A 16,657-nucleotide genomic window follows, 5' to 3' on the forward strand; every position below is an offset into this window, starting at 1 on the left:
GCCCACGCGCATACCCGGCGCAGGGCGGTTGGACAGGGAGAAACGACAAGGTGGCAGCACCGAACAAGGGCCGAAGGCCGGCGGCGGGGGGACAGAGCAAGCCGGGCCGTGCCCTGGCCTTCATCCTCATCGCCATGGTCGCGCTCACCGGTGGGATGTTCCTTTCCCACAACACCACCCCGAGGCTGGGCATCGACCTCGCGGGCGGTACGAGCATCACGCTCAAGGCCAAGCCCGAGCCTGGCCAGGAGTCGGCGATCAACAAGGCCAACATGGACACGGCGGTCTCCATCATGGAGCGGCGTGTCAACGGTCTTGGTGTGAGCGAGGCCGAGGTTCAGACCCAGGGCAGCGACAACATCATTGTCAACATCCCCAAGGGCACGAACTCCGAGCAGGCCCGCCAGCAGGTCGGCCAGACCGCCAAGCTGTACTTCCGGCCGGTCCTGACCGCCCAGCCGACCGCGGCTCCCGCTCCGAGCGCTTCCCCGAGCGCCTCGACCAGCGGCAAGCCGAGCGGCAAGCCCACCCCCTCGGGCGCTCCCAGCGCCTCCGGCAAGGGCACCCCGAGCGCGGGCAAGCCCAGCTCCAGCAGCTCGCCCCAGGGCCGCGCCGTCTCCGACGCCCTGAAGGCCTCCGGTTCGCCCACGCCCGGCGCGAGCAAGCCGAACAGCCCCGCGCCGAACCCGTCGGCGTCCTCCGGTGACGCGGCGGCCGCGGCCAAGCTCCAGGCCCAGTTCGCGGCGCTCGACTGCTCCACCAAGGCAGCCCGCTCCAAGGCGGGCGAGGGCGCCAAGTCCTCCGAGCCGACGGTCGCCTGCGACCAGAACGGCCAGGAGAAGTTCATCCTCGGCCCGGCCGAGGTCGACGGCACGGACGTCTCCAAGGCGCAGGCCGTGATCAACCAGCAGAACGGTCAGTGGATCGTTCAGATGGACTTCACCGGCGGCGGCTCGAAGAAGTTCGCGTCGATCACCGGCAAGCTCTCGCAGCAGCAGTACCCGAACAACCGCTTCGCGATCGCCCTGGACAACCAGGTCGTCTCGGCGCCCACCGTGAGCTCCACGCTCAGCGGCTCCGCCGAGATCTCCGGCAACTTCAACCAGCAGACCGCCCAGGACCTGGCGAACGTCCTCTCCTACGGTGCGCTCCCGCTCACCTTCCAGGAGCAGAGCGTCACCACGGTGACCGCGGCCCTCGGCGCCGACCAGCTGCACGCCGGTCTGATCGCCGGTGCCATCGGTCTCGGCCTGGTCATCATCTACCTGGTGGCCTACTACCGTGGCCTCGCGCTCATCGCCATCCTCAGCCTCGTCGTCTCGGCGATCCTGACCTACACGATCATGGCGCTGCTCGGCCCGGGCATCGGCTTCGCGCTGAACCTGCCCGCCGTCTGCGGTGCGATCGTCGCCATCGGCATCACCGCGGACTCGTTCATCGTGTACTTCGAACGCATCCGTGACGAGATCCGCGAGGGCCGCACCCTGCGCCCCGCCGTCGAGCGGGCCTGGCCGCGCGCCCGGCGCACCATCCTGGTCTCCGACTTCGTGTCCTTCCTCGCCGCCGCGGTGCTGTTCATCGTGACCGTCGGCAAGGTCCAGGGCTTCGCGTTCACGCTGGGTCTGACCACCCTGCTCGACGTGGTCGTGGTGTTCCTGTTCACCAAGCCGGTGATGACCCTCCTTGCGCGCACGAAGTTCTTCGCGAGCGGCCACCCGTGGTCCGGTCTGGACCCGAAGCGGCTCGGCGCCAAGCCCCCGCTGCGCCGCGCGCGCCGCACCACCTCCGCCCCCGTCGACAACCCGAAGGAGGCGTGAGATGTCGAAGCTCGGCACTCTCGGCGCCAAGCTGTACCGCGGTGAGGTCGGATACGACTTCGTCGGCAAGCGGAAGATCTGGTACGGCATCTCGATCCTGATCACCATCACGGCCATCGTCGGCCTGGCGGTGCGGGGTCTGACGATGGGCATCGAATTCCAGGGCGGAGCGGTCTTCACCACCCCGAAGACCTCCTTCTCCGCCTCTCAGGCGGAGGACGCGGCGCACACCGCGTCCGGCCACGACGCGATCGCCCAGAAGCTCGGCGACGGCACGATCCGCATCACCATCGGCGGGGTCGACACGGCCAAGTCGGACCAGATCAAGAAGGACCTCGCGAAGGACCTCAAGGTCGACGCGAACGACATCAACGCCGATCTGGTCGGCCCCAGCTGGGGCGAGACGATCGCCAACAAGGCCTGGACGGGCCTGATCATCTTCATGGTCCTGGTGGTGGTCTACCTGGCCATCGCGTTCGAGTGGCGCATGGCGCTCGCGGCCCTGGTCGCCCTGATCCACGACCTCACGATCACGGTCGGCATCTACGCGCTGGTCGGCTTCGAGGTCACCCCGGGCACCGTGATCGGTCTGCTGACGATCCTCGGTTACTCCCTCTACGACACCGTCGTCGTCTTCGACGGACTCAAGGAGGGCCAGAAGGGGATCACCAAGCAGACCCGGGTCACCTACAGCGAGATGGCGAACAAGAGCCTCAACGGCACCCTGGTCCGCTCCATCAACACCACCGTCGTGGCGCTGCTCCCGGTGGCGGGCCTGCTGTTCATCGGTGGCGGCGTCCTCGGCGCCGGCATGCTGAACGACATCTCGCTGTCCCTGTTCGTCGGCCTCGCGGCCGGTGCCTACTCCTCGATCTTCATCGCCACTCCGCTGGTCGCCGACCTGAAGGAGGCCATGCCGGAGATGAAGGCCCTCAAGAAGCGGGTGCTCGCCAAGCGCGCGGCGGCCGCCGCCAAGGGCGAGAGCGCGGAGGGTCCCGAGGACGCGGCGCCGCTCGACGACGAGGACGACTCGGAGACGGCCGGCGCGGTCGTCGGCCAGCGCCGCCAGCCGAGCCGCAACAACCGGGGGAAGCGCCGATGACCAGCGTCCCCACCGAGACCGCGGGCCTGCTGCTCAGCCGCATCCGTGACGTGCCGGACTATCCGAAGCCGGGGGTGATGTTCAAGGACATCACGCCGCTGCTCGCGGACCCGGAGGCGTTCACGGCCCTCACCGACGCGCTCGCCGCCCTGTGCGTCCAGCACGGCGCGACGAAGATCGTCGGCCTGGAGGCGCGCGGCTTCATCCTGGCGGCCCCCGTCTCGGTCCGCGCGGGGATCGGGTTCATCCCCGTACGCAAGGCGGGCAAGCTCCCCGGAGCCACGCTCAAGCAGGCGTACGAGCTGGAGTACGGCACCGCGGAGATCGAGGTGCACGCCGAGGACCTCAGCGCGGGTGACCGCGTCATGGTCATCGACGACGTGCTGGCCACCGGCGGCACCGCCGAGGCCTCCCTCGAACTGATCCGCCGGGCCGGAGCCGAGGTCGCCGGGGTCGCGGTCCTGATGGAGCTCAGCTTCCTCAGCGGCCGGGCACGGCTGGAGACCGCTTTGCGCGGCGCCCCGCTGGACGCCCTGATCACGGTCTGAGCGGCAGTACGACACCGCCGAGGCGGGCCCGGAGGAATCCGGTGCCCGCCTCTGGCGTTTCTCCTGGCAGAGCCGTCACACCGGCCGAGGGCGAGCGGAGGCCGTTGGCTCGATACCATGGGTCTTCCGGGCCTGACCGGGGGACCCGGACCCTCCCCCAGACCCCGTCCGGGGGGACCCCAGAGGAGCGCTCTTGCCAGACGAGGCCCAGCCACTCTCCGCCGCGCAGCCCGAGCAGCCGGCCGCGGCGGACCAGGCCACGCCCCCCGAGCCCGCGGCGAAGCGGAAGCCCGCGGCGCCCGAGGACGCCAAGGCCCCGGCCGAGCGGCCCGCCGCGGCGCCGGCCCCGGTCGCGAAGCCGGTGGTCCCGGCCGGTTCGGTGTCGCGCTCCGGCGGCTCCTCCAACCGGGTGCGGGCCCGCCTCGCCCGGCTGGGCGTGCAGCGTTCGTCGGCGTACAACCCGGTGCTCGAACCGCTCCTGCGGATAGTGCGCAGCAACGATCCCAAGATCGAGACGGCGACGCTGCGCCAGGTCGAGCGCGCCTACCAGGTCGCCGAGCGCTGGCATCGCGGCCAGAAGCGCAAGAGCGGCGACCCGTACATCACGCACCCCCTCGCGGTGACCACGATCCTCGCCGAGCTGGGCATGGACCCGGCCACCCTGATGGCGGGCCTGCTGCACGACACCGTGGAGGACACCGAGTACGGCCTGGACACCCTGCGCCGCGACTTCGGCGACCAGGTGGCGCTGCTCGTCGACGGCGTCACCAAGCTCGACCGGGTGCAGTTCGGCGACGCCGCGCAGGCCGAGACCGTCCGCAAGATGGTCGTCGCCATGGCCAAGGACCCCCGCGTCCTGGTCATCAAGCTCGCCGACCGCCTGCACAACATGCGCACCATGCGGTACCTCAAGCGCGAGAAGCAGGAGAAGAAGGCGCGCGAGACCCTGGAGATCTACGCGCCGCTCGCCCACCGCCTGGGCATGAACACGATCAAGTGGGAGCTGGAGGACCTCGCCTTCGCGATCCTCTACCCCAAGATGTACGACGAGATCGTGCGCCTGGTCGCCGAGCGCGCCCCCAAGCGCGACGAGTACCTCGCCATAGTGACCGACGAGGTCCAGTCCGACCTGCGCGCGGCCCGCATCAAGGCGACCGTCACCGGCCGCCCCAAGCACTACTACAGCGTCTACCAGAAGATGATCGTCCGCGGCCGTGACTTCGCGGAGATCTACGACCTGGTGGGCATCCGCGTCCTGGTCGACACGGTCCGCGACTGCTACGCGGCGCTCGGCACGGTCCACGCGCGATGGAATCCGGTCCCCGGCCGGTTCAAGGACTACATCGCGATGCCCAAGTTCAACATGTACCAGTCGCTGCACACGACGGTGATCGGCCCCAACGGCAAGCCCGTCGAGCTCCAGATCCGCACGTTCGACATGCACCGCCGCGCGGAGTACGGCATCGCCGCGCACTGGAAGTACAAGCAGGAGGCCGTCGCGGGCGCCTCCAAGGTGCGCACCGACGTGCCGCGCAAGACCGGCAAGGACGACCACCTCAACGACATGGCGTGGCTGCGCCAGCTGCTCGACTGGCAGAAGGAGACCGAGGACCCCAGCGAGTTCCTGGAGTCGCTGCGCTTCGACCTCTCGCGCAACGAGGTCTTCGTCTTCACGCCCAAGGGCGACGTCATCGCGCTCCCGGCGGGCTCGACCCCCGTCGACTTCTCGTACGCCGTCCACACCGAGGTCGGTCACCGCACCATAGGCGCACGCGTCAACGGACGGCTCGTGCCGCTCGAATCGACCCTGGACAACGGCGACCTGGTGGAGGTCTTCACCTCCAAGGCGGCAGGCGCGGGCCCTTCGCGGGACTGGCTGGGCTTCGTCAAGTCGCCCCGCGCCCGCAACAAGATCCGGGCCTGGTTCTCCAAGGAGCGCCGCGACGAGGCCATCGAGCAGGGCAAGGACGCCATCGCGCGGGCCATGCGCAAGCAGAACCTGCCGATCCAGCGCATCCTGACCGGCGACTCGCTCGTCACCCTCGCCCACGAGATGCGCTACCCCGACATCTCCTCGCTGTACGCGGCGATCGGCGAGGGCCATGTGGCGGCCCAGGGCGTCGTGCAGAAGCTGGTTCAGGCGCTCGGCGGCGAGGAGGCCGCCAACGAGGACATCGCCGAGTCGGCGCCGCCCTCGCGCGGCCGCAGCAAGCGCCGCAAGAACGCCGACCCGGGCGTGGTCGTCAAGGGCGTCGACGACGTGTGGGTCAAGCTCGCCCGCTGTTGTACGCCCGTCCCCGGCGACCCGATCATCGGCTTCGTCACCCGGGGCAGCGGCGTATCGGTGCACCGGGCGGACTGCGTCAACGTGGACTCGCTGTCCCAGCAGCCCGAGCGGATCCTCGAAGTGGAGTGGGCCCCCACCCAGTCCTCGGTCTTCCTGGTCGCCATCCAGGTCGAGGCCCTGGACCGCTCGCGCCTCCTGTCGGACGTCACCCGCGTCCTGTCCGACCAGCACGTCAACATCCTGTCGGCCGCCGTACAGACCTCCCGCGACCGTGTCGCCACCTCGCGCTTCACCTTCGAGATGGGCGACCCCAAGCACCTCGGCCACGTGCTCAAGGCTGTGCGGGGTGTTGAGGGTGTGTACGACGTGTACCGGGTGACGTCGGCGCGGCGGCCCTAGCGGCCTGCGGGCCGGCGCCGGGGGCACGCCCCTGGACGGGCTGACCTCGACAGGGTGCCGAGCAGAGGCAACCTCAGCCTGTTCGGCGAACGGGGTCCGGGGCGAAGCCCCAGCAACCCCGCCGACGCCTGCGGACCGTGCTCGCGTCTCGTGGCCCCTGCGGCCCCGGCTGGGCGGAGAAAGGCGGAGGCCCCGGAACCGAAGGGTTCCGGGGCCTCGCCGTGCGGCGGTGGCGTGATCAGCCGCCGAACTCCTCAAGACCCTTCAGCGCCTGGTCGAGCAGCGCCTGGCGGCCTTCCAGCTCGCGGGCCAGCTTGTCCGCCTTCGCGTCGTTGCCGGCCGCGCGGGCCGCGTCGATCTGCTTCTGCAGCTTGTCGACGGCGTCCTGGAGCTGGCCCGTGAGACCCGCGGCACGCGCCCGCGCCTCCGGGTTGGTGCGGCGCCACTCGGCCTCCTCGGCCTCCTGGATCGCCCGCTCCACGGCGTGCATCCGGCCCTCGACCTTGGGACGCGCGTCCCTGGGCACGTGGCCGACGGCCTCCCAGCGCTCGTTGACGGAGCGGAACGCGGCGCGGGCGGCCTTCAGGTCGGTCACCGGGAGGATCTTCTCGGCCTCGACGGCCAGCTCCTCCTTGAGCTTCAGGTTCTCGGTCTGCTCGGCGTCGCGCTCCGCGAACACCTCGCTGCGCGCCGCGAAGAAGACGTCCTGGGCGCCGCGGAAGCGGTTCCACAGCTCGTCCTCGGCCTCGCGCTGGGCGCGGCCCGCCGCCTTCCACTCCGCCATCAGGTCGCGGTAGCGCGCGGCCGTCGTGCCCCAGTCCGTGGAGCCGGACAGGGCCTCGGCCTCGACGACCAGCTTCTCCTTGACCTTGCGGGCGTCCTCGCGCTGGGCGTCCAACGACGCGAAGTGCGCCTTGCGGCGCTTGGAGAACGCCGAGCGGGCGTGCGAGAAGCGGTGCCACAGCTCGTCGTCGGACTTGCGGTCCAGGCGCGGCAGCCCCTTCCAGGTGTCCACCAGGGCACGCAGCCGCTCGCCCGCCGAGCGCCACTGCTCGCTCTGCGCCAGCTCCTCGGCCTCGGCGACCAGCGCCTCCTTGGCGTGCTTGGCCTCGTCGGTCTGCTTGGCCTTCTGGACCTTGCGCTCCTCGCGACGCGACTCGACGGTCTGGACGAGCTTGTCGAGGCGCCCCCGCAACGCGTCGAGGTCACCGACCGCGTGATGCTCGTCCACCTGCGACCGCAGGTGGTCGATCGCGGTCTGCGCGTCCTTCGCCGACAGGTCGGTGGTCTTCACCCGCCGTTCGAGGAGGCCGATCTCGACAACCAGGCCCTCGTACTTGCGCTCGAAGTAGGCCAGGGCCTCCTCGGGAGAGCCCGCCTGCCACGATCCGACGACCACTTCGCCCTCGGCTGTACGCACATACACGGTGCCCGTCTCGTCGACGCGGCCCCACGGGTCGCTGCTCACAGCGCCTCCTCCACATGATGCCTGCGCGGGGGGTTCGTCCCCCCGGGGCATCGTCCACAGTTTCCCGGCGGGTCTCGCCCGCCCTCCACAGCGCGTACGAGCCCGCGCTGCACAACGCCAATCTAGGCGACCGGCCGCCCGGCTGTCCGCACTCAGCGCGGCCGAATTCAGCGGTTCACGCTCGGTGCCGGGCGGCCGGGGGCGTCACTCTTTGGTGACGGCGGCCTTCTCGATGGTGACGGCCTTCTTCGGCGCTCCGTCGCCCGCGCCGCCCTCGACACCCTCCTTGGCGACGTCCTCGACGGCCTTCAGGCCGGCCGCGTCCATCGTGCCGAACGGGGTGTAGGTGGGCGGCAGCTTGCTGTCCTTGTAGACCAGGAAGAACTGGCTGCCGCCGCTGTGCGGTTGGCCGGTATTGGCCATGGCGACCGTGCCCGCCGGGTAGGTCACGGTGCCGTCCGCGCCCGCCTTGCCGAGCCCGGTCAGGTTCTCGTCGGGGATCGTGTAGCCGGGACCGCCCGAACCGGTGCCCTGCGGGTCGCCGCACTGGAGCACGTAGATGCCCTGCGTGGTGAGCCGGTGGCACTTGGTGTTGTTGAAGTAGCCCTTGTCGGCGAGGGACTTGAACGAGTTCACCGTGTGCGGCGTCTTCGCCGCGTCCATCGCGATCTTGATGTCGCCGGCGTTCGTCTTCAGCGCCATGTCGTACTTGGCCTTGGCGTCTACGGCCATCTTCGGCTCGGGCGACCCGCTCGGGGTCGGCGTCGGGCTGCCGGAGGGCGCGGCCGCGTCCGCCTTCTTGCCGTCGTCGGAGAAGGCGCCCGTCGCGAACGCGGCGCCGCCCGCCGCCACGACCACCGCGAGGGCCGCGGCGATGACCGTGTTGCGGCGCCTGGCCCTGCGCCGTGCCTCTTCCCGGCGCTGCTGCTGCCGCTCGAACTTCTCGCGCGCGAGCTGGCGCCGACGCTGTTCGCTGCTGACCACCGGTCGTCTCCTTGTGCGGGTACGTGAGTACGAGCTGACTGTGCCCCGTACCGTATATGGGTTCGCTGTGACCGGAGCAGCGCCGGTAGGCTCTGAACAGCCGTAATCACCCGCCGCGCAAGAAATCGAGGACGATCGTGCTGATTGCCGGGTTCCCCGCCGGGGCCTGGGGGACCAACTGCTACCTGGTCGCCCCCGCCGCAGGCGAGGAATGCGTGATCATCGACCCCGGCCACCAGGCCACCCAGGGCGTCGAGGAAACGCTGAAGAAGCATCGGCTCAAGCCCGTCGCCGTCGTCCTCACCCACGGCCACATCGACCACTGCGCCTCGGTCGTCCCGGTCTGCGGAGCCCACGACGTACCCGCCTGGATCCACCCCGACGACCGCTACATGATGAGCGACCCGGAGAAGGCCCTGGGCCGGGCCATCGGCGCGCAGCTCATGGGCGAGCTCACGGTGGGGGAGCCGGACGACGTCAAGGAGCTCACCGACGGCGCCAAGCTGGCGCTCGCGGGCATGGAGCTCACCGTGTCGCACGCGCCCGGCCATACCAAGGGGTCGGTGACGTTCGGGCTGCCCGAGGCGGAGGACATTCCTCCGATCCTGTTCTCGGGCGACCTGCTCTTCGCCGGCTCCGTCGGACGCACCGACCTGCCCGGCGGCAGCCACGCCGAGCTCCTCGAGTCGCTGGGCCGCGTGTGCCTGCCGCTCGACGACTCGACCGTGGTGCTGTCCGGCCACGGCTCCCAGACGACCATCGGCCAGGAGCGCGCCACCAACCCCTATCTGCGGCAGGTGGCCGCCGGCCAGGGAGAGGGCATCGCCTCTCCCCGACGAGGAATGTGACGAGAAGCCTCACCATGAGTACCTTCCAGGCCCCCAAGGGCACCTACGACCTGCTCCCGCCGGACTCGGCCACGTTCCTCGCGGTGCGCGAGGCGATCGCCGCTCCGCTGCGGAACTCGGGTTACGGCTACATCGAGACCCCGGGCTTCGAGAACGTCGAACTGTTCGCGCGCGGTGTCGGCGAGTCCACCGACATCGTCACGAAGGAGATGTACGCCTTCGAGACCAAGGGCGGCGACCGGCTCGCGCTCCGTCCCGAGGGCACCGCGTCCGTGCTGCGCGCGGCGCTCGAGGCCAACCTGCACAAGGCGGGCAACCTCCCGGTCAAGCTCTGGTACTCGGGCTCGTACTACCGCTACGAGCGCCCGCAGAAGGGCCGTTACCGGCACTTCTCGCAGGTCGGCGCCGAGGCCATCGGCGCGGAGGACCCGGCGCTCGACGCCGAGATGATCATCCTGGCGGACCAGGCCTACCGCTCGCTCGGCCTGCGCGACTTCCGCATCCTGCTGAACTCGCTCGGGGACAACGAGTGCCGCCCGGTCTACCGGGAGGCCCTCCAGGCGTTCCTGGGCGGCCTCGACCTCGACGCGGACACCGTCCGTCGCGCCGGGATCAACCCGCTGCGGGTGCTCGACGACAAGCGTCCGGACGTGCAGAAGCAGCTGGTCGGCGCGCCGGTGCTGCGTGACTACCTGTGCGACGCGTGCAAGGCCTATCACGAGGAGGTGCGCGCCCTGATCACCGCGGAGGGCGTCGCCTTCGAGGACGACGAGAAGCTGGTGCGCGGCCTCGACTACTACACGCGCACGACCTTCGAGTTCGTCCACGACGGTCTGGGCGCGCAGTCCGCGGTCGGCGGCGGCGGTCGCTACGACGGCCTCTCCGAGATGATCGGCGGCCCCGCGCTGCCGTCGGTGGGCTGGGCGCTCGGCGTCGACCGCACGGTGCTGGCCCTGGAGGCCGAGGGCGTGACCCTCGAACTCCCCTCCACGACCAGCGTGTTCGCGGTCCCGCTCGGCGAGGAGGCGCGGCGCGTGCTCTTCACCAAGGTGACCGAGCTGCGCCGGGCGGGCATCTCGGCCGACTTCTCCTTCGGCGGCAAGGGCCTGAAGGGCGCCATGAAGAACGCGAACCGTTCGGGCGCCCGCTTCACCCTGGTCGCGGGCGAGCGCGACCTCGCGGAGGGCGTGGTCCAGCTGAAGGACATGGAGTCCGGAGAGCAGACGCCGGTCCCGCTGGACGCCGTCCTGGAAACGGTGCGCGCCCGCCTGGCCTGAGCCCGTCCCGGTCCTCCTCCCGCGGCATGCGGGAGGAGGACCGGGGGATCGGCCCTTATGCCCATCGAACGGTGAACAGCGGGTCCGGTGCGGCAGAATGAGGCGGCGGCAGCACAGGCAACCACGATGACGGGATGACGGACCGGCGCTATGACCACAACACTTGACGACGTCTCCTCCGACTCCGGCCATCGGGAGGTGAGCGGCGAGGGTGCGGTGGGCGGCAGCCGGGCCTTCGCCTGGCTGCTCGTGATCACCGGCGTGGCCGGTCTCGTGGCGGCCTGGGTCATCACGCTCGACAAGTTCAAGCTGCTCGAGAACCCGAACTTCGTGCCGGGCTGCAGCCTCAACCCGGTCGTGTCCTGCGGCAACATCATGAAGAGCGACCAGGCGGCGGCCTTCGGCTTCCCGAACCCCATGCTGGGTCTGGTCGCGTACGGCATCGTCGTCTGCGTCGGCATGAGCATCCTGGCGGGCGGCCGCTTCCGCCGCTGGTACTGGCTGACCTTCAACGCGGGCACCCTGTTCGGCGTCGGGTTCGTCAGCTGGCTCCAGTTCGAGTCGCTGTACCGGATCAACTCGCTGTGCCTGTGGTGCTGCCTGGCCTGGGTCGCCACGATCCTCATGTTCTGGTACGTGACGTCGTTCAACCTCCGCAAGGGCCTGCTGCCCGCGCCGCGCTGGGCGAAGAACTTCCTGTCCGAGTTCACCTGGGTGCTGCCGGTGCTGCACGTGGGGATCATCGGCATGCTGATCCTGACCCGCTGGTGGGACTTCTGGACCAGCTGACCGGCGTTCTCGCAGGCCAGAGGGTGTTGTCAGTGGGGTGACATAAGGTCGTGAGCGTGGAACCCGACCTGTTCACCGCAGCTGCAGAGGACCGCCAGGAGAAAGACCCGGCGGGCAGCCCTCTGGCCGTACGGATGCGCCCGCGCGTCCTCGACGAGGTGGTCGGCCAGCAGCACCTCCTCAAGCAGGGCTCGCCGCTGCGGCGCCTGGTGGGGGAGGGTGCCGGCGGGCCGGCCGGCCCGTCCTCGGTGATCCTGTGGGGCCCGCCGGGCACCGGCAAGACGACGCTCGCGTACGTGGTGTCCAAGGCCACCAACAAGCGCTTCGTCGAGCTCTCGGCGATCACCGCCGGGGTGAAGGAGGTGCGTGCGGTCATCGACGGCGCGCGCCGCGCCATCGGCGGCTTCGGCAAGGAGACCGTCCTCTTCCTCGACGAGATCCACCGCTTTTCCAAGGCCCAGCAGGACTCGCTGCTCCCCGCGGTCGAGAACCGCTGGGTCACCCTGATCGCGGCGACGACGGAGAACCCGTACTTCTCGGTGATCTCCCCGCTGCTCTCCCGCTCCCTGCTGCTCACCCTCGAACCGCTCACGGACGACGACCTGCGGGCCCTGGTCCAGCGGGCGCTCACCGAGGAGCGGGGCCTGGGCGGAGCGGTCACCCTGCCCGCGGACGCCGAGGCGCACCTGCTGCGCATCGCGGGCGGCGACGCCCGGCGGGCGCTCACCGCCCTGGAGGCGGGGGCCGGTTCGGCCCTCGCCAAGTCGGAGCGGGAGATCACGCTCCAGACGCTGGAGGAGACGGTCGACCGGGCGGCCGTGAAGTACGACAAGGGCGGCGACCAGCACTACGACGTGGCGAGCGCGCTGATCAAGTCGATCCGCGGCTCGGACGTGGACGCGGCCCTGCACTATCTGGCCCGGATGATCGAAGCGGGCGAGGACCCGCGCTTCATCGCCCGGCGCCTGATCATCTCCGCGAGCGAGGACATCGGCCTGGCCGACCCGACGGCGCTGCCCACGGCGGTGGCGGCGGCCCAGGCGGTGGCCCTGATCGGCTTCCCCGAGGCCGCCCTGACCTTGAGCCACGCCACGATCGCGCTGGCGCTCGCCCCGAAGTCCAACTCGGCGACGACAGCCATCGCAGCCGCGATGGAGGACGTGCGCAAGGGCCTGGCGGGCCCCGTCCCGCCGCATCTGCGGGACGGCCACTACAAGGGCGCGGCCAAACTGGGCCACGCGCAGGGCTACGTCTACCCGCACGACGTGCCGGGCGCGATCGCCTCCCAGCAGTACGCCCCGGACGCGGTGGCGGACCGGCGCTATTACGAGCCGACCCGCTACGGGGCCGAGGCGCGGTACGCGGACGTGGTGGAGAAGGTGCGCGAACGTCTGGGCCGCGCCCCGGAGTAGCGCGTCCTAGTCGGCCGCCGCCTCGAAGAGCCGGTGCATCGCGCGGCGCAGGGCGGTGAGGTCGTCCACCGGCTCGGGGAAGTCGAAGCGCGCGTCGAAGGTGTGGCCGTCGGTCCGGCCGAAGCGCACCCGCAGCCCGAAACGGTCGAGCGCCAGCGGGGTGACCCTCGCCACGCCCTCCCGTCCCACGAGCCCGCACAGCAGGCCGAGCTGCTCGCCGTGGGCGGAGGCGAGGTGCTGGAGGAGCTCGGTCTCGTGCCGTACGAGCGGATCGGGCGCCGCCTTCGCGAACTCCTCGACGTCCACCGCGGCGGCGCCCCAGAGGTCGTCCACGTACACGTCGCCGACTTCGAGGCGGAGCGTCATGCGGCCGGGTCCCGCCTGCCCGGGCACCTGGGTCAGCCGGCCGGAGACCCAGGCGCGGCCCCGGATACGGTGGGGGACGGACACCGGAGCCACGTCCGTGAGCTCCAGGACCGCCCGGACGTCGTCGTCCTGGGCGTGGGTGGTGGCCCGTACGGCCGGGGACTCGGCGGGCAGGACCAGGAACAGGTCGCCGTCGGGACCGACGCTGCGCACGTCGGCCATCAGCTCCTCCGGGCGGGCTCCCACGGGGCCGGGTACGAGCAGTACCGCCGAGCAGGTACTATGTACGAGAGTTCGTGTGCGCTCGGCTGCTGACGGCATCCGCGCGATTTCAAGTCCGCTGGGACGCGGCTGACCACGATCTGATCGGACCTCCGTCACGTGCCCGGCCCCATGCTTCGACTGGGGGCCGGTGGAGTCGGCCTCCCGCGCAAGCGGCGTCTGGCCGGCCTTCTTCGTGCTGTCCGTGATGTGACTGGTGTTCCCCGGACGTGACATGCGATCTCCTTGAGTAAGGTGAGCCTAACCTAACCCAACCATGGAGGTTTGGAGAACGTGCCTAACCAGTCGCGTCCCAAGGTCAAGAAGTCTCGTGCGCTCGGCATCGCGCTGACGCCGAAGGCCGTCAAGTACTTCGAGGCCCGCCCCTACCCGCCGGGCGAGCACGGCCGTGGCCGCAAGCAGAACTCGGACTACAAGGTCCGTCTGCTCGAGAAGCAGCGTCTGCGCGCCCAGTACGACATCAGCGAGCGCCAGATGGCGCGTGCCTACGACCGCGCCAAGAAGGCCGAGGGCAAGACGGGCGAGGCGCTGGTCGTCGAGCTCGAGCGTCGCCTCGACGCCCTGGTCCTGCGTTCGGGCATCGCCCGCACCATCTACCAGGCCCGCCAGATGGTCGTGCACGGTCACATCCAGGTCAACGGTGGCAAGGTCGACAAGCCGTCGTTCCGCGTCCGTCCGGACGACGTCGTGACGGTCCGCGAGCGCAGCCGCGAGAAGGTCCCCTTCCAGGTCGCCCGCGAGGGTGGCTACGCCGGCGAGGGCGAGACCCCGCGCTACCTCCAGGTGAACCTGAAGGCCCTGGCCTTCCGCCTGGACCGCGACCCGAACCGCAAGGAAATCCCGGTCATCTGCGACGAGCAGCTCGTCGTCGAGTACTACGCCCGCTGATCCAGGCGTACCACCGGAGCCTCAGCGCTTCAGCCCGCCGTCGCCCCGCTCCGCATGGAGCGGGAGGCGGCGGGCTTCCGCGTGTCCGGCCCCCTCGTGCGGCTGCCCCTCGACCGCGGCCGCCAACTCCCGTACGCCGCCGCCCTCGTGGCCCAGCGCCCGCGCCACCGCCGCCTCCGTGTCCAGCCGGGTGCCGCCGCTCCGGTGCTCCTCGTACGCCGCGTCGCCGAGCCGCTCGCGGGTCCGCTCCTCGCAGAGCACGTGCGCGGCGTAGAAATAGGCCGAGCCGAACAGCGGCAGCCCCACCGACGGCCAGATCCGCTCGGCGGCTCCCTGGAGCACGGCCGCCTCCGCCGGATCCCCCGTGTCCACCTCGACGAGCGCCAGCATCTCCAGGGTGAGCACCGTGCCCACCAGATCGTGGAAGGCATGGGTGACCGCGAGGGTCTCCCGCAACAGCGTGCGCGCGCGGTCCGGTTCGCCGCCGTACCAGGCCGCGTACGCCAGGACGTACAGCGCGTAGGCGCGGGCCCAGCGCTCGCCGTGGTCCTCGCAGACCCGCACCACCTGCTCGCAGACCGCGACGGCCTCGTCGAGCCGGCCCCGGAAGCCCACCGCCATGGCCATCTCGACCTGCCCCATCAGCACGTTGCTGTTGAGCTCGCCGACCTCCTCGTACCCGCACAGCGCCGTGCGCAGCAGCTCCTCGGCGCGGGGCATGTCGTCGGTGACCAGGGCCAGGCAGCCGGTGCGGTGCACCGCGTAGGCCACGGCCACGGCGTCGCCGAGCGACTCGGCCTCCTCGCGGCACTCCTGGAGCGCCGCGATCGCCGCCACCGCGTCGCCCTGGAGGACGGCGACGTAGCCGAGCACCCACAGCGCCTTGAGCCGTGAACGGTGGTGCTCGCTCTCGGCGTCCAGGACCTGGGCCAGCCAGTGCCGCCCCTCCGCCAGGCGCCCGCAGCCGGCCCAGTAGAACCAGAGCGTGGCCGCCAGGTGCTGGGCCAGGTGAGCGTCCTCGGGGCGGCCGAGCGAGAACTCCATCGCGGCGCGCAGATTGGCCAGTTCGCTCTCCACACGGACGGCGACCTCGGCCTGGCGGGGGCTGAACCAGTCGAGTTCGCACCAGGTGGCGAGCCCCAGGTACCAGTCGCGGTGGCGCCGGTGCAGCCGGTCCGCGTCCCCCGTCCCCGCCAGCCACTCGGCGCCGTACTCGCGGACCGTGTCCAGCAGCCGGTAGCGGACCCCGGCGAGGCCGTCGTCGCGCACCACCAGGGACTGGTCGAGCAGTTCGCCGAGGACGTCGAGGACCTCGTCCTGCGGCAGATCGGGGCCCACGCAGATGTACTCGACGGCCTCCAGGTCGAAGGAGCCGGCGAACACCGAGAGCCGCGCCCACAGCAGCCGCTGGGCCGGCGTGCACAGCTCGTGGCTCCAGCCGATGGTCGTGCGCAGCGTCTGGTGGCGCGGCAGCGCCGCCCGCCCGCCACCGGTGAGAAGGCGGAACCGGTCGTCGAGCCGGTGCAGCAACTGCTCCACCGAGAGCGTGCCGAGCCGGCCCGCCGCCAGCTCCAGGGCCAGCGGGATCCCGTCCAGGCGGCGGCACAGCTCGGCGGCCGCCGCCGCGTGTCCGTCGGGCGGATGCTCAAAGCCCCGGGTGTCGGCCGCGCGCTTCGTGAAGAGCCGCAGCGCGTCCTCGTCGTTCATCGGCGCCAGCGGCAGCACCCGCTCGCCGTCGATCCTGAGCGGAAGCCGCCCCGCGGCGAGCACGCTCAGGCCGGGGCAGCCGCGCAGCAACTCCCGTAAGAGCCCGGCGCAGGCGTCCACCAACTGCTCGAACCAGTCGACCACCAGCAGGAGCCGGCGCTCCCCGAGGTGGTCGAGCAGCAGGCGGCGCGGGGGCCTCGCGGTCTGGTCGGTCAGGCCGAGCGCCTCGACGACCGCGTGGTCGAGCAGGCCGGGATCGGTCAGGGCGGACAGCTCGACCAGTCGGACGCCGTCGCAGTACCGTTCCTGCTCCACCGCGGCGGCGGCGCGCAGGGCGAGGCGGGTCTTGCCGACGCCTCCGACGCCGGTCACGGTGACCATGCGTCCCTCGCTGAGCAGTCGGCCCAGGCGGTCCAGTTCGCGGTCGCGCCCGACGAAACGGTTCAACTCTGCGGGCAGATGGGAGCGCATGGAACACGCAGG

The 16,657-nt window shown here is 70.9% G+C and carries 13 protein-coding genes; 9 read left to right on the forward strand and 4 right to left on the reverse strand.

Features of this window, described 5'->3' with window-relative positions; genetic code table 11:
- Positions 1-50: 50 nt before the first annotated feature.
- The 4 genes from secD (at position 51) to AC07F3_RS24245 (ending at position 6,153) form a co-directional block, all read left to right on the forward strand.
- Entirely contained in the window at positions 51-1,817 is a 1,767-nt protein-coding gene (gene secD / locus AC07F3_RS24230; protein ID WP_479116531.1) for a protein translocase subunit SecD, read from the forward strand.
- A 1-nt stretch (position 1,818) separates the two neighbouring features.
- Complete coding sequence (secF, locus tag AC07F3_RS24235) at positions 1,819-2,919, forward strand: protein translocase subunit SecF (protein ID WP_479116532.1); 1,101 nt, start codon at positions 1,819-1,821, stop codon at positions 2,917-2,919.
- Positions 2,916-3,467, forward strand: coding sequence for an adenine phosphoribosyltransferase (locus AC07F3_RS24240; protein ID WP_479116533.1), 552 nt, complete (start codon positions 2,916-2,918; stop codon positions 3,465-3,467). Before secF ends, AC07F3_RS24240 begins: the two co-directional genes overlap by 4 nt.
- 193 nt (positions 3,468-3,660) lie before the next feature.
- Positions 3,661-6,153 carry a RelA/SpoT family protein gene (locus tag AC07F3_RS24245; protein ID WP_479116534.1) on the forward strand — a complete coding sequence of 831 codons (2,493 nt, stop codon included), beginning with the start codon at positions 3,661-3,663 and terminating at the stop codon, positions 6,151-6,153.
- 238 nt (positions 6,154-6,391) lie between these two features.
- Here the strand turns inward: AC07F3_RS24245 and AC07F3_RS24250 are convergent, their stop codons facing one another.
- Positions 6,392-7,621: a DUF349 domain-containing protein gene (locus AC07F3_RS24250; RefSeq protein WP_114038020.1), complete on the reverse strand. Its 1,230-nt coding sequence runs from the start codon at positions 7,619-7,621 to the stop codon at positions 6,392-6,394.
- 204 nt (positions 7,622-7,825) lie between these two features.
- Complete coding sequence (locus AC07F3_RS24255; protein ID WP_479116535.1) at positions 7,826-8,605, reverse strand: peptidylprolyl isomerase; 780 nt, start codon at positions 8,603-8,605, stop codon at positions 7,826-7,828.
- A 137-nt stretch (positions 8,606-8,742) separates the two neighbouring features.
- On the opposite strand from AC07F3_RS24255, the gene AC07F3_RS24260 reads away from it, so the two are divergent.
- From AC07F3_RS24260 to AC07F3_RS24275, 4 genes are all read left to right on the forward strand, one after another.
- On the forward strand, positions 8,743-9,453 hold the full coding sequence (locus AC07F3_RS24260; protein ID WP_479116536.1) for an MBL fold metallo-hydrolase: 711 nt from the start codon (positions 8,743-8,745) through the stop codon (positions 9,451-9,453).
- A 14-nt stretch (positions 9,454-9,467) separates the two neighbouring features.
- Complete coding sequence (gene hisS / locus AC07F3_RS24265; protein WP_479116537.1) at positions 9,468-10,730, forward strand: histidine--tRNA ligase; 1,263 nt, start codon at positions 9,468-9,470, stop codon at positions 10,728-10,730.
- Between the two features lie 150 nt (positions 10,731-10,880).
- Positions 10,881-11,519 (forward strand): vitamin K epoxide reductase family protein, encoded by a 639-nt coding sequence (locus tag AC07F3_RS24270; protein ID WP_479116538.1) that lies wholly within the window; start codon positions 10,881-10,883, stop codon positions 11,517-11,519.
- 56 nt (positions 11,520-11,575) lie between these two features.
- Positions 11,576-12,931 (forward strand): replication-associated recombination protein A, encoded by a 1,356-nt coding sequence (locus AC07F3_RS24275; protein WP_114038150.1) that lies wholly within the window; start codon positions 11,576-11,578, stop codon positions 12,929-12,931.
- A gap of 6 nt (positions 12,932-12,937) precedes the next feature.
- Here the strand turns inward: AC07F3_RS24275 and AC07F3_RS24280 are convergent, their stop codons facing one another.
- Positions 12,938-13,618 carry a DUF2470 domain-containing protein gene (locus AC07F3_RS24280; RefSeq protein WP_479116658.1) on the reverse strand — a complete coding sequence of 227 codons (681 nt, stop codon included), beginning with the start codon at positions 13,616-13,618 and terminating at the stop codon, positions 12,938-12,940.
- Positions 13,619-13,852: 234 nt separating this feature from the next.
- On the opposite strand from AC07F3_RS24280, the gene rpsD reads away from it, so the two are divergent.
- A complete protein-coding gene (gene rpsD, locus AC07F3_RS24285; protein ID WP_053723667.1) occupies positions 13,853-14,467 on the forward strand; it encodes a 30S ribosomal protein S4 in 615 nt (204 codons plus the stop codon).
- A gap of 21 nt (positions 14,468-14,488) precedes the next feature.
- Here the strand turns inward: rpsD and AC07F3_RS24290 are convergent, their stop codons facing one another.
- Positions 14,489-16,645 (reverse strand): ATP-binding protein, encoded by a 2,157-nt coding sequence (locus AC07F3_RS24290; protein ID WP_479116539.1) that lies wholly within the window; start codon positions 16,643-16,645, stop codon positions 14,489-14,491.
- Between the last annotated feature and the right edge of the window lie 12 nt (positions 16,646-16,657).

This window comes from Streptomyces sp. NPDC045846 (genome assembly GCF_056431605.1).

What these genes read in the sequence shown, in the direction of transcription:
- AC07F3_RS24240 (WP_479116533.1), top strand. Translation starts at nt 2,916, where the DNA reads ATGACCAGCGTCCCCACCGAGACCGCGGGCCTGCTGCTCAGCCGCATC.
- AC07F3_RS24290 (WP_479116539.1), bottom strand. Translation starts at nt 16,645, where the DNA reads ATGCGCTCCCATCTGCCCGCAGAGTTGAACCGTTTCGTCGGGCGCGAC.
- secF (WP_479116532.1), top strand. Translation starts at nt 1,819, where the DNA reads ATGTCGAAGCTCGGCACTCTCGGCGCCAAGCTGTACCGCGGTGAGGTC.
- AC07F3_RS24270 (WP_479116538.1), top strand. Translation starts at nt 10,881, where the DNA reads ATGACCACAACACTTGACGACGTCTCCTCCGACTCCGGCCATCGGGAG.
- AC07F3_RS24280 (WP_479116658.1), bottom strand. Translation starts at nt 13,618, where the DNA reads ATGCCGTCAGCAGCCGAGCGCACACGAACTCTCGTACATAGTACCTGC.
- hisS (WP_479116537.1), top strand. Translation starts at nt 9,468, where the DNA reads ATGAGTACCTTCCAGGCCCCCAAGGGCACCTACGACCTGCTCCCGCCG.